The sequence below is a fragment of the Streptomyces sp. MAR4 CNX-425 genome, assembly GCF_048656465.1.
Classification (GTDB): Bacteria; Actinomycetota; Actinomycetes; order Streptomycetales; family Streptomycetaceae; genus Streptomyces.
In genome coordinates this window covers 1,056,283-1,070,764 of the sequence record NZ_JBMDLF010000001.1, presented here as the reverse complement: position 1 = coordinate 1,070,764, position 14,482 = coordinate 1,056,283, and the positions used below count along the sequence as shown (strand labels likewise).

The window sequence follows — 14,482 nt, the reverse complement described above, 5'->3', positions numbered from 1 at the left end:
GGTGGTCGCCATGAGCCCTACCGTCTCCGTACCCGCAGCTCCCGCGGCCGTCGCGGCCTCCGTCGAGGGGCGGCGCGTCGTGGTCGTGGGCGGCGGCATGGCCGGTACGCGGCTCGCGCGGCAGCTCGCGCCCGCCGGGGCGCGGGTGACGCTCGTGGGGGAGGAGCCGCACGCCGCGTACAACCGGGTGCTGCTCGCCGAGGTCCTCGCCGGGCGGTACGAGCCCGGGGTGATCCGCCTTCCCGACCTGCCGGCGGGCCCGGGCGTGCGCACGCTGCGGGGGGTGCGCGCGGTGCGGCTCGACCGCGCCGCGCGGCTCGTGCAGTGCGACGACGGGCGGGCCGTGCCGTACGACGTGCTGGTGCTCGCCACCGGCTCCGGGCCGGTGCTGCCGCCGCTGCGCGGGCTGTTCGACGGCGCGGACGACACGGGGGGCGCCGGCGGCGGTGCGCTGCCGACGGGAGCGCACGCCTTCCGCACCATGGACGACTGCCTCGCCCTCGCCGCGGCGACCACGCCCGGCGCGGCGGCGGTCGTCGTCGGCGGCGGGCTGCTCGGCGTCTCGGCGGCGCGGGCGCTGGCGCGCCGCGGGGCGCGGGTGGTGCTGGCGCAGCAGGGGGAGCGGCTGATGGAGCGGCAGCTCGACCCGGCCGCGGCGCGGCTGCTGCGGGCGCACCTGGAGGAGCTGGGGGTGGAGGTGCACACGGAGTGCCGGGTACGGGGCGTGCGGACCCGGCGCCGGGTGCCGGACGTGCGTCCGGGGCCGCCGGCGGCGGGCCCGGCCCCGGCGGCACGGGCCGTGGCCCGCCGCGCCCGCGGCGCCGGCTCCGCCGCGGGCGCGGACGGCGGCGCGGATGGGGGCGGGGACGGCTTCGCCAGTAGCGCCGAGGGTTCCCCGCCCGCCGACGGCTCCGCGTACGCCGACGGCTCCGCGCCCGCGGACGGTCCCGCGTACGGCGACGGTCCCGCGGACGTCGGCGGCTCCGCCGCGCCCACGGACGGCCGCGGCCCCGCCCTTACCGCCGCCCCGGGTACCGCCCTCCGCGCCGTCTCCGGTGTCGAACTCGCCGACGGCTACGTCCTCGACGCCCAGGTCGTCGTCCTCGCCTGCGGCGTCCGCCCCCGCGTCGGGCTCGCCCGGGCCGCCGGGCTCGACGTCGCCAAGGGCGTCGTCGTCGACGACGAACTCCGCACCTCCGACCCCGCCGTCCACGCCATCGGCGACTGCGCCGAGCACGCCGGGATCCTCTACGGCCTCGCCACCCCCGCGCTCGAACAGGCCGACCTCCTCGCCCGGGTCCTCACCGGCGCCGGCGGCGACGGGTCCGGCCGTACGCACCGCTACGCCGGCACCCGCGCGCTGACCCGCCTCACCCTCCCCGCCGCCGACGGCTCCCTCGACCTCGCCGCCTTCGGCGAGACCGAGCCCGCTCCCGGCGACGACGTCGTCCACCTCGCCGACGCCACCCGCCGCGTCTACCGCAAGGTCGTCGTCCGCGCCGACCGCCTCGTCGGCGGCATCCTCCTCGGCGACCTCGGCGCGGTCGGCGACCTCGCCCGCGCCTGGGAGGGCGACGAGCCGCTGCCCGCCGGTGCCCCGCTGCACCACCTGCTCACCGACCACCTCGGAGGCTCCTGACGATGGCGACCACCACCACCCGCCCGCCCCGCACGATCGTGCTCGTCGGCCACGGCATGGTCGGCCAGCGCTTCCTCGAAGCCCTCGCCGAGCACGGCGTCACTGGCGCCGACCGCGTCGTCGTCTTCTGCGAGGAGCCCCGCCCCGCCTACGACCGCATGCACCTCACCTCCTACTTCTCCGGCACCACCCCCGACGACCTGTCCGTCACCCCCGACGGCTTCATGGCCGAGCACGGCATCGAGCTGCACGTCGGCGACCCCGCCGTCGCCGTCGACCGCGCGGCGCGCACCGTCACCTCCGCCGCCGGCCGCACCGTCGCGTACGACGTGCTCGTGCTCGCCACCGGCTCGTACCCCTTCGTCCCGCCCGTGCCCGGCAAGGACGCCCGCGGCTGCTTCGTCTACCGCACCGTCGACGACCTGCTGGCCATCGAGGCGTACGCGCAGGGCGCCACCGCCGGCGTCGTCGTCGGCGGCGGGCTGCTGGGCCTGGAGGCGGCCGGGGCGTTGCAGGGGCTCGGGCTGCGGACGCACATCGTGGAGTTCGCGCCGCGGCTCATGCCCGTGCAGGTCGACGAGGGCGGCGGCGCCGCGCTGCGCCGCACCATCGGCGACATGGGGCTCGACGTGCACACCGGCGTCGCGGGCAAGGAGATCCGCACCGACGCGGCGGGCGCCGTGACGGCGATGGAGCTGTCGGACGGCTCGGCCGTGGACGCGGACCTCGTCGTGTTCTCCGCCGGGGTACGCCCCCGGGACCAACTCGCCCGCGAGGCGGGCCTGGACGTCGGGGAGCGCGGTGGTGTCGCCGTCGACGAGCGGTGCCGGACCTCCGACCCCGCGGTCTTCGCGATCGGGGAGTGCGCGCAGGCCGCCGACGGCCGGGTGTACGGGCTGGTGGCGCCCGGGTACGAGATGGCGGAGACCGCCGCCGCCGCGATCGCGGCCGGGCCGGCGGCGGCCGAAACCGACGCCGAAGCCGTCGAAGCCGCCACCGAAGCCGCCGCCGGGGCCGAAGCCGCGGCGGGCCGGACCTTCACCGGCGCCGACACCTCCACCAAGCTCAAGCTCCTCGGCGTCGGCGTCGCCTCCTTCGGCGACGCCCTCGGCGCCGCCGACGACTGCCTCGACGTCGTCTACTCCGACTCCCGCGCCGGCCTCTACAAGAAGCTCGTCGTCGACCGCGACGGCACCCTCCTCGGCGGCGTCCTCGTCGGCGACACCGACGCGTACGGCATGCTCCGCCCGCTCACCGGCAGCGTGCCGCCCGTCCCGCCCGAGCAGCTGGTGCTGCCCCCCGGCGCCGGCGCGCCCGCCGCCCTGGGGCCGTCCGCGCTCCCCGACGACGCCGTCGTCTGCAACTGCCACAACGTCACCAAGGCCGCCATCCGCGGCGCCGTCGCCGACCACGACTGCACCACCGTCCGCGAGGTCGGGAAGTGCACCCGCGCGGGCTCCGGCTGCGGCTCCTGCGAGAAGGTGCTCGCCGCGCTCGTCAACGACGAGCTGGCGGCCCGCGGCGTCGCCGTCGACAAGGGCCTGTGCGGCTGCTTCGCCCACACCAGGACCGAGCTGTACGAGATCGTCCGCGTCAAGCGCATCAGCTCGTACGTCCGCCTCCTCGACGAGCACGGCCGCGCGGAGGCCCGCAGCGGCGACGGCTGCGAGGTCTGCAAGCCGGCCGTCGCCTCGATCTTCGCCTCGCTCGCGCCGGTCATCGGCGCCGACGGCTACGTCCTCGACGGCGAGCAGGGCGCGCTTCAGGACACCAACGACCACTTCCTCGCCAACCTCCAGCGCAACGGTTCGTACTCCGTCGTCCCGCGCGTGCCCGGCGGCGAGATCACCCCCGAGAAGCTGATCGTGCTCGGCGAGGTGGCGCGCGAGTTCGGGCTCTACACGAAGATCACCGGCGGCCAGCGCATCGACCTCTTCGGCGCCCGCGTGGACCAGCTCCCGGCCATCTGGGCGCGCCTGGTCGACGCCGGGTTCGAGTCCGGGCACGCGTACGGCAAGGCGCTGCGCACCGTGAAGTCCTGCGTGGGGTCCACCTGGTGCCGCTACGGCGTGCAGGACAGCGTCCGCATGGCCATCGACCTGGAGCTGCGCTACCGCGGGCTGCGCTCCCCGCACAAGCTCAAGGCCGCCGTCTCCGGCTGCTCCCGCGAGTGCGCCGAGGCGCAGGGCAAGGACTTCGGCGTCATCGCCACCGCCAACGGCTGGAACCTGTACGTGTGCGGCAACGGCGGCGCCACCCCGCGCCACGCCGACCTGCTCGCCCAGGACCTCTCCGACGAGGAGCTGATCCGGCTCATCGACCGGTTCCTGATGTTCTACATCCGCACCGCCGACCGGCTGGAGCGCACCTCGGTGTGGCTGGAGCGGCTGGAGGGCGGCCTGGACCACCTGCGGGACGTCGTGGTCGCCGACTCGCTCGGCATCGGGGCGGAGCTGGAGGAGCTGATGGCCGCGCACGTCGCGCACTACCGCGACGAGTGGGCCGCCACCCTGGCCGACCCGGAGCGGCTGGCGCGCTTCGTCTCGTTCGTCAACGCGCCGGGCGTGCCGGACCCCTCCGTGCGGTTCGTCCCCGAGCGTGACCAGGTCAAGCCCGACCTCACCCTGCTGTCAGGCCCCGCCATCCCGGTGCGCGGGACGCTGGAAGGAGCATCCGCGTGACGACCATGACCATGACCCACGCCCCCGCGCGGACCGTGCGGCGGGTCGAGATCCGCACGGCGGCCGGCGGCTGGCACCCGGTGTGCGACCTCGGCCTGCTCACCCACGGCCGCGGCGTCGCGGCGCTGCTCCCGGACGGCACGCAGGTGGCGCTCTTCCTCGGCCGCACCGGCGAGGCGTACGCGATCGGCAACCGCGACCCGTTCACCGGCGCGTACGTGCTGTCGCGAGGGCTGCTGGGCTCCGCGGGCGGGCGGCCGTTCGTGGCGTCGCCGCTGCTGAAGCAGCGCTTCGACCTGGGGAACGGGCGCTGCCTGGACGACGACGAGGTGGCGGTGCCGGCGTACCCGGCGCGGATCGCGGAGGTCGGGGCGTAGGGGGAGGAGCACCGGGGGGTACGAACCGGGGCACCGCCCCCGCGCCGGGCCCGGGCTACCGTTCGACCCATGGGGTACACCGACGCCGACCTCGAACGCTGGGCCCCCGAGCCCGACAAGCGCCCCGGCCGCACCGCCTTCCAGCGCGACCGCGCCCGCGTGCTGCACTCCGCCGCCCTGCGCCGGCTCGCCGGCAAGACCCAGGTCGTCACCCCCGGCGTCAGCGACGCGCAGGCCGTGACGTTCGCCGACGCCACGCCCCGCACCCGCCTCACCCACTCGCTGGAGTGCGCCCAGGTCGGCCGCGAGCTGGGCGCCGCCCTCGGCTGCGACGCCGACCTCGTCGAGACCGCGTGCCTCGCGCACGACCTCGGCCACCCGCCGTTCGGGCACAACGGCGAGCAGGTCCTCGACGAGCTGGCCGCGGGCTGCGGCGGCTTCGAGGGCAACGCGCAGTCGCTGCGGCTGCTCACCCGGCTGGAGCCCAAGCGCTTCACCGGCGACGGCCGGCCCGTCGGGCTCAACCTCACCCGGGCGGCCCTGGACGCCGCCACCAAGTACCCCTGGCCGCGCGGCGCCCACCCGGCCGGGCCGGACGCGGCCAAGTTCGGCGTCTACCCCGACGACCTGCCGGTCTTCGGCTGGCTGCGGGACGGCGTGCCGGGGCCGCGCACCTGCTTCGAGGCGCAGGTCATGGACTGGTCCGACGACGTGGCGTACTCCGTGCACGACGTCGAGGACGGCCTGCACGCCGGGCACCTCGACCCCGCGATGCTGCTCGCCGGGCCGGAGCGCGCCGAGGTCTTCGCCGTCGCCGCCGGCCGCTACGCCCCGGGCACCCCGGCCGTCGAGCTGGCCGAGGCGCTCGACCGGCTGCTGGCCCAGGAGTGGTGGCCGCACGGCTACGACGGCACCGCCGCCGCGCAGGCCCGCCTCAAGGACGCCACCAGCCAGCTCATCGGCCGCTTCTGCCTCGCCGCCGAGGGCGCCACGCGCGCCGCGTACGGCACGGGCCCGCTGTCCCGCTACGCCGCCGAGCTGATCGTGCCACGGGCGGCGCGGCTGGAGTGCGCGGTGCTGAAGGCGGTCGCGGACCGGTTCGTGATGCAGCGGCCGGACCAGGCGCGGCTGCGGGCGGACCAGCGGGTGGTGCTGGCGGAGCTGGCGGAGGCGCTGACGGCGGGCGCGCCGGCGGGTCTGGACCCGCAGTTCCGCGCGCTGTACGGCGAGGCGGCGGACGACGCGGGGCGGCTGCGGGCGGTGGTGGACCAGATCGCGGCGCTGACGGACGCGGCGGCGCGGCGGCTGCACGCGCGGCTGACCGCGGCCGACGGCGGCTGACGGCGGCTGACGGCGGCTGCCGGGCGGCTGACGGGGCTGCCGGGCGGCCGGCGGCGCGGGCGGCGGGGTGAGCGGCGGGACCCGGCGCGCCCGGCGGGTGAACCGGCCCGAGCCGCGCCCGCCCGGCGGGGTGAACCGCGCGGACACGCACCCCCGACGGAGTGAACGGCGAGATCCGGCCACCGGCGCGCCGGTGGCCGCGGGGGCGGGCGCGGACCCGGGAGCGCCCCCGGCCGCGTACCGGGGTAAGGTGCCGTCCCGGCACCCGCCCCTCACCGCCCCCACCAGCACGTTTGCCCCCCACCCGGCCCCGCGTCGGCTACCCGCCGGACCCGCGCCCGCGCCGCGCCCGGACCGCCGTCCGCCCCGCCCGTCGCGTCCGCCACCCGTTCCGCCCACCCAGCCCTGGCGTGCCTCCCCCTTCCGCGCCCCCGTTCCGTGCGGGAGGCTCGCGGTGGCGGCAACGCGGCCGGGGACACGGCAAAATGGATGGTCGGGGCCAGGGAGCCAGAGGAGGGCGTGAAGTGGTCGACGCACATGAGACGTTCGTCATCGTCGGAGGAGGACTGGCCGGCGCGAAAGCAGCAGAGACGCTGCGATCGGAGGGATTCAGCGGGCGGGTCATCCTCATCGGCGACGAGCGCGACCACCCGTACGAGCGACCGCCGCTCTCCAAGGGATACCTCCTCGGCAAGGAGGAGCGCGACAGCGTCTTCGCCCAGCCGTCCGGCTGGTACGCGGAGGCCGAGGTCGAGCTGCACCTCGGCCAGACCGTCACCGCGCTGGACCGGGCCGCGAAGACCGTGACCCTCGGCGACGGCACCCGGGTGCACTACGACAAGCTGCTCCTCGCCACCGGCGCCGAGCCGCGCCGGCTCGACATCCCCGGCACCGACCTCGGCGGCGTCCACCACCTCCGCCGCCTCGCCCACGCCGAGCTGCTGCGCGGCGTCCTCGCCGCCCTCGGCCGCGACAACGGGCACCTCGTCATCGCCGGCGCCGGCTGGATCGGCCTGGAGGTGGCCGCGGCGGCGCGCTCGTACGGGGCGGAGGTCACGGTCGTCGAGCCGGAGCCCACGCCGCTGCACGCGGTCGTCGGCCCGGAGATCGGCCAGGTCTTCGTCGACCTGCACAGCGAACACGGCGTACGGTTCCACTTCGGCGCCCGGCTGACGGAGATCACCGGCCGGGACGGCATGGTGCTGGCCGCGCTCACCGACGACGGCGAGGAGCACCCGGCGCACGACGTGCTCGCCGCCATCGGCGCCGCCCCGCGCACCGCGCTCGCCGAGGCCGCCGGGCTCGACGTGGTGCCGCGCGAGCAGGGCGGCGGCATCGCCACCGACTCCTCCCTGCGCACCTCCGACCCGGCCGTCTACGCCGCCGGCGACGTCGCCGCCGTCACGTACCCCGCCGCCGTCTCCCCTGCCGCGGGCGGCGGCCCGCTGCGGGTGGAGCACTGGGCGAACGCGCTCAACGGCGGCCCCGCCGCGGCCCGCGCGATGCTCGGGCAGGACGTGACGTACGACCGCGTGCCGTACTTCTTCTCCGACCAGTACGACATGGGCCTGGAGTACTCGGGACACGCGCCGCCCGGGTCGTACGACCAGGTCGTCGCGCGCGGCGACGTCGGGCGGCGGGAGTTCGTCGCGTTCTGGCTGAAGGAGGGCCGGGTGCTGGCGGGGATGAACATGAACGTGTGGGACGTCACCGGGGACATCCAGAACCTGATCCGCTCGGGCGCGCGCGTGGACCCGGAGCGGCTGGGCGACCCGGCGGTGCCGCTGGGGGACCTGAGCGCGTAGGGCGCGGGACGGCGCCGCGCGGGTCCGCGACCGGGCAGGAGCCGGTCGCGGGCCCGCGGCGCGCCACCGTACGGGCGAGGCCGCCCCCGCACGCGGACGCGCCGTCCCCGCGCACCCCGGCCGCCGCGACCCCGCCATCCACGCCCCCGCCCGGCACCGGCCCGCCCGCCCCGGCATATCCTCGGCCCATGCCGATCCGCACCGCCCAGGTCGACGTCGCCGAGATCTTCGGACTGCGCCACTCCGTGCTGCTCCCCGGCCGCCCGCCCGCCGAGGCGGAGTTCGCGGAGGACACCGCGCCGGGCGCCTTCCACCTCGCGGCGTACGACCCGCGGGGTGCCCTCGCCGCCTGCGTCTCCTTCTGCCCCGAGCCCCTCCCCGGCGACGACACCCCCGCCTACCGCTTCCGCGGCATGGCCAGCGCCCCCGCCGTCCGCGGCCGGGGCTACGGCGTCGCCGTCCTCGACGCCGGGCTCGCCGAGTCGGCCGCCCGCGGCGCGCGGCTGGTCTGGTGCAACGCCCGTACCTCCGCCAGCGGCTTCTACCTGAAGCGCGGCTTCGAGGTCCGGGGCGCGGAGTTCGTCATCGAGGGCGTGGGCCCGCACGTCGTGATGACCACGGAAGCGGTGCCGCGCGGCTGACCCTGCGCGCCCGGCGGCTCCGGCTGTCGGCGCCCGGCCGTAGACTGCACTCGTGGCAGGCAGGATCAACGATGACGACGTGAAGGCGGTCAGGAACGCGGTTCCGATCGACGCCGTCGTCTCGGAATACCTGCAACTCCGCCCCGGCGGCGGCGGAAACCTCAAGGGCCTCTGTCCCTTTCACGACGAGAAGTCCCCTTCCTTCCACGTCAGCCCGGCAAAGGGTCTCTACCACTGCTTCGGCTGCCAGGAGGGCGGGGACACGGTCGACTTCGTCATGAAGGTCGAGCACCTGTCCTTCTCGGAGACCATCGAGCGCCTCGCCGCCCAGGGCGGCATCACCCTGCGGTACGAGGAGGGCGGCTACACCCCCGGCCGCCAGCAGGGCGAGCGCACCCGGCTGCTGGAGGCGCACAAGGTCGCCGCGCAGTTCTACGCCGAGCAGCTGGCGTCCCCGGAGGCGGAGACCGGGCGCGGGTTCCTGACGGAGCGGGGGTTCGACCAGGCGGCGGCGGAGCGCTTCGGTGTGGGGTACGCGCCGGCGGGCTGGGACCACCTGACGCGGTTCCTGCGCGGCCGGGGGTTCACGGACAAGGAGCTGACGCTCTCCGGGCTGTCGCAGGACGGCCGCCGCGGGCCCATCGACCGGTTCCGGGGGCGGCTGATGTGGCCCATCCGGGACATCACCGGGGAGGTCGTCGGCTTCGGCGCCCGGCGGCTCCGCGAGGACGACAACGGGCCGAAGTACCTGAACACGCCGGAGACGCCGATCTACCGCAAGTCCCAGGTGCTGTACGGGATCGACCAGGCCAAGCGGGACATCGGCAAGCAGGGCCGGGCGGTCGTCGTCGAGGGGTACACGGACGTGATGGCCTGCCACCTGTCCGGGGTGACGACGGCCATCGCGACGTGCGGCACGGCGTTCGGCGGCGAGCACGTGAAGATCCTCCGGCGGGTGCTCACGGACAACTCGCGCTCGGAGGTCGTGTTCACGTTCGACGGGGACGCGGCCGGGCAGAAGGCGGCGCTGCGCGCGTTCGAGGACGACCAGAAGTTCGCCGCCCGTACGTCGATCGCGATCAGCCCGGGCGGCATGGACCCGTGCGACCTGCGGCTGGCGCAGGGCGACGAGGCGGTGCAGCGGCTGATCGAGGACCGGTCGCCGCTGTTCGAGTTCGCGATCCGCTCGTTCGTCACCCAGCACAACCTGGACACGGCGGAGGGCCGTTCGGCGGCGCTGGAGCAGGCGGCGCCGGTGGTGGCGCGGATCAAGGACGTGTCGATCCAGCACGACTACGCGGTGCGGCTGGGCGGGATGCTGGGGATCCTGGACGAGCGGTTCGTGATCAACCGGGTGCGGCAGCTCGCGCGGTACGCGTCCCAGGGCGGCCCGGGCCGCGGCCGTGGGGGTCGCCAGGGCCCGGGGCCGGGACAGGCGCAGCCCGGCGGCCCGGCGCCCGGCCGGCCCCCGGGCCCGGGACGTACCGCGGGCGCGCCCCCCGGCCCCGCCGCCTCCGCCGGCCCCGCGCTGTACATGCGCACCCCGGCCCTGCACCGCGAGCGCGAGCTGCTGAAGCTCGCGCTCCAGCACCCCAAGCTGGTCGCCCCCGCCTTCGACGCCTACCTCGCCGACGAGTTCACCGCCGCCCCGTACGCCACGGTCCGCGCCGCCATCGACACCGCCGGCGGCGTCACCGACGCCGGCGACGGCGCCGCCTACCTGGCCCGCGTCCGCGACGCCGCCCCCGACGACGGCGTCCGCTCCCTGATCACGGAGCTGGCCGTCGAACCCGTCCGCACCCGCCGCGAACCCGACGCGATCTACGCGGGCGAACAGCTCGCCGGTGTCCGCCTGGCGGCGGTGGACCGCCGCATCGACGACGTCCGCAGCACCGTCCACCGCCTCGGCGCCCAGGGCCCCCCGGAGCAGTTCGAGGCGGCCCAGCGGGAGCTGTGGACGCTCCAGCAGTACCGCGACTCCCTCCGCGCCCGCGGCGCGGCGGCGCTCTGACGCGGACGCCTCGGGCGGGTTGACGCCGAACGTCCGGCGGCACCTGGTCCCGTGCTGCCCTGAGCGTGCGCATTCGTCCGTTGCGTAACCATCCGGTCACGGCACGGGCACAAAATGTGGCCGCACGCCCCTACTGCGCGGCGTGTGTCGTACCCCACACTGGGGTCGGTGCCTGAGTCCTCGGAGCGTGGCGGTGTCTCCCGGAAGGGGCGACAACCCGCCAGGGATCCGCTATCCACGATCGGGACGGAAGGCGGCGAGTTCGCCGCAGCCGTTCCGCTGCCCCACGTCCCCGAACCGGCAGTGACCACCCTGGAGGTCGCCCCCGTGCAGACCCAGACCCTCAACACTTCCGTACGACCCGCGCGCGACGGCGCGCCGGACGTCCTGACCCTGCCGAACGGGGCTCCGGCGGGGCTCGACGAGCCCGGGCCCGGGGTCGCCGCAGAGGCGGCCGCCGAGGCGCCCGCGCCGCCTCCGCCGCCGGCGTCCGCCGTGCGGCCCGAGCGCGGCGGGCCCTCGTCCGACCTGTTCCGCCAGTACCTGCGCGAGATCGGCCGGATCCCGCTGCTCAGCGCCGCCGAGGAGGTGGAGCTGGCCCGGCGCGTCGAGGCGGGGCTGTTCGCCGAGGAGAAGCTGGCCGCCGAGCCGGACCTGGTCTCGCAGCTCGCGCTGGACCTCGACAGGCTCGTGGTGCTCGGCCGCATGGCCAAGCGCCGGCTGATCGAGGCGAACCTGCGCCTCGTCGTCTCCGTCGCCAAGCGGTACGTGGGCCGCGGGCTGACGATGCTCGACCTCGTCCAGGAGGGCAACCTCGGCCTGATCCGCGCGGTGGAGAAGTTCGACTACGCCCGCGGCTACAAGTTCTCCACGTACGCGACCTGGTGGATCCGCCAGGCGATGTCCCGCGCCCTCGCCGACCAGGCCCGCACCATCCGGGTGCCGGTGCACGTGGTCGAGCTGATCAACCGCGTCGTCCGCGTCCAGCGCCGCATGCTCCAGGAGCGCGGCTACGAGCCGACGCCCGAGGAGGTCGCCACCCACCTCGGGCTGCCCGAGGAGCGGGTGAGCGAGGTGCTGCGGCTGGCGCAGGAGCCGGTGTCGCTGCACGCGCCCGTCGGCGAGGAGGACGACGTCGCGCTCGGCGACCTCATCGAGGACGGCGACGCCGCGTCGCCGGTGGAGTCGGCGGCGTTCCTGCTGCTGCGGGAGCATCTGGAGGCGGTGCTGTCGACGCTCGGCGAGCGGGAGCGCAAGGTCGTGCAGCTGCGTTACGGGCTGATCGACGGCCGGCCGCGGACGCTGGAGGAGATAGGCCGCATCTTCGGCGTGACGCGCGAGCGGATCCGGCAGATCGAGTCCAAGACGCTCAACAAGCTGCGGGACCACGCCTTCGCGGACCAGCTGCGCGGCTACCTGGACTGATCCCCGTACCGGCGGCCGTGAAGTCACCGCCGCCGGGACCGTGTTGAAAGATTTTGCAGGCGTCTTTCCGCGCCCCGGCCCCGGCGGAGCCTTCACCCGGGCGCCGAGGCCGTCGACCCGCGCACCACCAGCTCGGGGTGGAAGACGAACTCGCTGTGCGGCGCCGGCGTGCCGCCGATCTCCTCCAGCAGCGCCCGCACGGCGGCCTGCCCCATCGCCCGCACCGGCTGCCGGACCGTGGTCAGCGGCGGGTCGGTGAAGGCGATCAGCGGCGAGTCGTCGTAGCCCACCACCGACACCTGCCGCGGCACCGGGAGCCCCCGCTGCCGCGCCGCGCGGATCGCGCCCAGCGCCATCATGTCGCTGGCGCACACGATCGCCGTACAGCCGCGGTCCAGCAGCGCCGCGGCGGCGGCCTGGCCGCCCTCCAGCGAGTACAGCGAGTGCTCGATGTCCGCCCGGGCGTCCGCCTCGGGTACGTCGAGCAGTTCGCGCATCGAGTCGAGGAACCCCTCGACCTTCCGCTGGACGGGCACGAAGCGGCCGGGTCCGAGCGCGAGCCCGATGCGGCGGTGGCCCAGGGAGGTCAGGTGGGTCACCGACAGCCGCATCGCGTCCCGGTCGTCGGGGGAGATGAACGTGCCCTGGAACTTCTCCGAGTAGCCGTTGATCATCACGAACGGCACGCCCTTGCCGCGCAGTCGGGTGTAGCGCTCCATGTCGGCCGTCGTGTCGGCGTGCAGCCCGGAGACGAAGACGATGCCGTCCACGCCGCGCTCCACGAGCATCTCGGTCAGCTCGTCCTCGGTCGAGCCGCCGGGCGTCTGCGCGGCCAGCACCGGGGTGTAGCCCTGCCGGGTCAGGGCCTGGCCGATGACCTGGGCGAAGCCGGGGAAGATCGGGTTGTCCAGCTCGGGGATGAGCAGCCCGATCAGGCCCGCGCTGCGCCGGCGGAGCTTCACCGGCCGCTCGTAGCCGAGCACGTCGAGCGCGGCCAGCACGGCCTGCCGGGTGGTGTCCGCCACGCCCGGCCTGCCGTTCAGCACCCGGCTGACCGTGGCCTCGCTCACCCCGGCCTGGGCCGCGATGTCGGCGAGCCGCGCGGTCGCGGGACCTGACTGTTCCTGGCGCACGTCGTGCCTCCCTGGTTCTCGGAGGCGACCGTAACTCCTTGCAGAAATTCTTTGCAAGACCTTTCGGTCGCCTGTCAATCCTGTTAGCTTCCTCGGCGTCCGGCGCCGCGCTGTGCGGTCGCGGTTCCCTGCTGAAGGAGAGTTCACTATGCGACGTGGCATAGCCGCCACCGCCCTGGCCGCATCACTTGCGCTGGTGGCGACGGCCTGCGGTGACGACGGCGACGGCGGGAGCGCCGGCGGTCCGGTGAAGATCACCTGGTGGGACACCTCCAACGCGACCAACGAGGCGCCCACGTACAAGGCGCTGATCAAGGAGTTCGAGAAGGCGCACCCGGACATCGACGTCGAGTACGTCAACGTCCCCTTCGACCAGGCCCAGAACAAGTTCACCACGGCCGCCGGCACCAAGGGCGCCCCCGACGTCATCCGCACCGAGGTCGGCTGGACCGCCTCCTGGGCCAAGTCGCAGTTCCTCGCCCAGCTCGACGGCACGGCCGCCCTGCCGAAGCCGGAGGACTTCACGCCGTCGCTGCTGAAGCAGGCGCAGTACGAGGGCGCCACCTACGGCGCCCCGATCGTCACCGACACCCTCGCGCTGCTGTGGAACAAGGACCTGCTGAAGAAGGCCGGCCACGACGCCCCGCCCGCCGACTGGGACGAGCTGATGGACATCGCCGCCGACGTCGAGGACAAGGCCGGCGCCGACGGCTTCTGGGTCAACAGCGACCCGTACTACACGCTGCCGTTCCTCTTCGGCGAGGGCACCGACATGGTCGACGCCGAGGCCGGGAAGATCACCGTCGACTCGCCCGCGGCCGTCACCGGGGTGGAGAAGCTGAAGGAGATCGTCGACGCCCCCGGCACCGCGGACCTGGACGTCACCGCCGACGCGTACGCCCACATGCAGGACGCGTTCGTCAACGGCAAGGTCGCCATGATCATCCAGGGTCCCTGGGAGCTGACGAACATCTACGCCGGCTCCGCCTTCACGCACAAGTCCAACCTCGGCATCGCCCCCGTCCCGGCCGGCTCCACCGGCGAGGCCGGCGCCCCCACCGGCGGCCACAACCTCTCCGTCTACAACGGCTCCGACGAGGCGCACCAGGAGGCCGCGAAGGAGTTCGTCGGCTGGATGACCTCCGCGCGGACCCAGTCGAAGATCGCGCGGGCGAACGGCACCCTGCCCACCCGCGCCTCCGCCTACACCGACGAGGTCACGGCCGCCCCCGGCATCGCCGACTACCAGCAGGTCCTCGCCGACACCGCCCAGCCGCGCCCGTCGCTGCCCGAGTACAGCACCCTGCTCGGCGACGACTTCGCGCAGAACCTCACCGCGATCCTCCAGGGCGACACGTCCGTCGCGGACGGACTCGACGACACCGCCGGGAAGTTCGCCGAGCTGGTCCCCGACTTCGCGTAGAGACGA

At 75.2% G+C, this 14,482-nt stretch carries 10 protein-coding genes; 9 read left to right on the top strand and 1 reads right to left on the bottom strand.

The window, feature by feature from the left end; genetic code table 11:
- Positions 1-10: 10 nt before the first annotated feature.
- From ACHZ99_RS04640 to ACHZ99_RS04605, 8 genes are all read left to right on the top strand, one after another.
- Positions 11-1,639: an NAD(P)/FAD-dependent oxidoreductase gene (locus tag ACHZ99_RS04640; RefSeq protein WP_420303012.1), complete on the top strand. Its 1,629-nt coding sequence runs from the start codon at positions 11-13 to the stop codon at positions 1,637-1,639.
- A gap of 2 nt (positions 1,640-1,641) precedes the next feature.
- Positions 1,642-4,320 (top strand): nitrite reductase large subunit NirB, encoded by a 2,679-nt coding sequence (gene nirB / locus ACHZ99_RS04635; RefSeq protein WP_420303011.1) that lies wholly within the window; start codon positions 1,642-1,644, stop codon positions 4,318-4,320.
- Positions 4,321-4,331: 11 nt separating this feature from the next.
- Positions 4,332-4,697: a nitrite reductase small subunit NirD gene (nirD, locus tag ACHZ99_RS04630; RefSeq protein WP_420303202.1), complete on the top strand. Its 366-nt coding sequence runs from the start codon at positions 4,332-4,334 to the stop codon at positions 4,695-4,697.
- Between the two features lie 69 nt (positions 4,698-4,766).
- A complete protein-coding gene (locus ACHZ99_RS04625) occupies positions 4,767-6,038 on the top strand; it encodes a deoxyguanosinetriphosphate triphosphohydrolase (protein ID WP_420303010.1) in 1,272 nt (423 codons plus the stop codon).
- A 524-nt stretch (positions 6,039-6,562) separates the two neighbouring features.
- On the top strand, positions 6,563-7,843 hold the full coding sequence (locus ACHZ99_RS04620; protein WP_420303009.1) for an NAD(P)/FAD-dependent oxidoreductase: 1,281 nt from the start codon (positions 6,563-6,565) through the stop codon (positions 7,841-7,843).
- Positions 7,844-8,031: 188 nt separating this feature from the next.
- On the top strand, positions 8,032-8,484 hold the full coding sequence (locus tag ACHZ99_RS04615) for a GNAT family N-acetyltransferase (RefSeq protein WP_420303008.1): 453 nt from the start codon (positions 8,032-8,034) through the stop codon (positions 8,482-8,484).
- Between the two features lie 52 nt (positions 8,485-8,536).
- Positions 8,537-10,495, top strand: coding sequence for a DNA primase (gene dnaG / locus ACHZ99_RS04610; protein ID WP_420303007.1), 1,959 nt, complete (start codon positions 8,537-8,539; stop codon positions 10,493-10,495).
- Positions 10,496-10,798: 303 nt separating this feature from the next.
- Positions 10,799-11,920, top strand: coding sequence for an RNA polymerase sigma factor (locus tag ACHZ99_RS04605; RefSeq protein ID WP_420303006.1), 1,122 nt, complete (start codon positions 10,799-10,801; stop codon positions 11,918-11,920).
- Between the two features lie 92 nt (positions 11,921-12,012).
- Here ACHZ99_RS04605 and ACHZ99_RS04600 read toward each other — a convergent pair whose 3' ends face one another.
- Positions 12,013-13,053, bottom strand: coding sequence for a LacI family DNA-binding transcriptional regulator (locus tag ACHZ99_RS04600; RefSeq protein WP_420303005.1), 1,041 nt, complete (start codon positions 13,051-13,053; stop codon positions 12,013-12,015).
- A 148-nt stretch (positions 13,054-13,201) separates the two neighbouring features.
- On the opposite strand from ACHZ99_RS04600, the gene ACHZ99_RS04595 reads away from it, so the two are divergent.
- The gene (locus ACHZ99_RS04595) at positions 13,202-14,476 is read left to right on the top strand and encodes an extracellular solute-binding protein (protein ID WP_420303004.1); all 1,275 of its coding nucleotides are present in this window, start codon (positions 13,202-13,204) and stop codon (positions 14,474-14,476) included.
- Positions 14,477-14,482 lie beyond the last annotated feature (6 nt).

Excerpts from the sequence above, each read along its gene's own strand:
- ACHZ99_RS04615 (WP_420303008.1), top strand. The coding sequence starts at position 8,032 with ATGCCGATCCGCACCGCCCAGGTCGACGTCGCCGAGATCTTCGGACTG.
- nirB (WP_420303011.1), top strand. The coding sequence starts at position 1,642 with ATGGCGACCACCACCACCCGCCCGCCCCGCACGATCGTGCTCGTCGGC.
- ACHZ99_RS04640 (WP_420303012.1), top strand. The coding sequence starts at position 11 with ATGAGCCCTACCGTCTCCGTACCCGCAGCTCCCGCGGCCGTCGCGGCC.
- nirD (WP_420303202.1), top strand. The coding sequence starts at position 4,332 with ATGACCCACGCCCCCGCGCGGACCGTGCGGCGGGTCGAGATCCGCACG.
- ACHZ99_RS04595 (WP_420303004.1), top strand. The coding sequence starts at position 13,202 with ATGCGACGTGGCATAGCCGCCACCGCCCTGGCCGCATCACTTGCGCTG.
- ACHZ99_RS04625 (WP_420303010.1), top strand. The coding sequence starts at position 4,767 with ATGGGGTACACCGACGCCGACCTCGAACGCTGGGCCCCCGAGCCCGAC.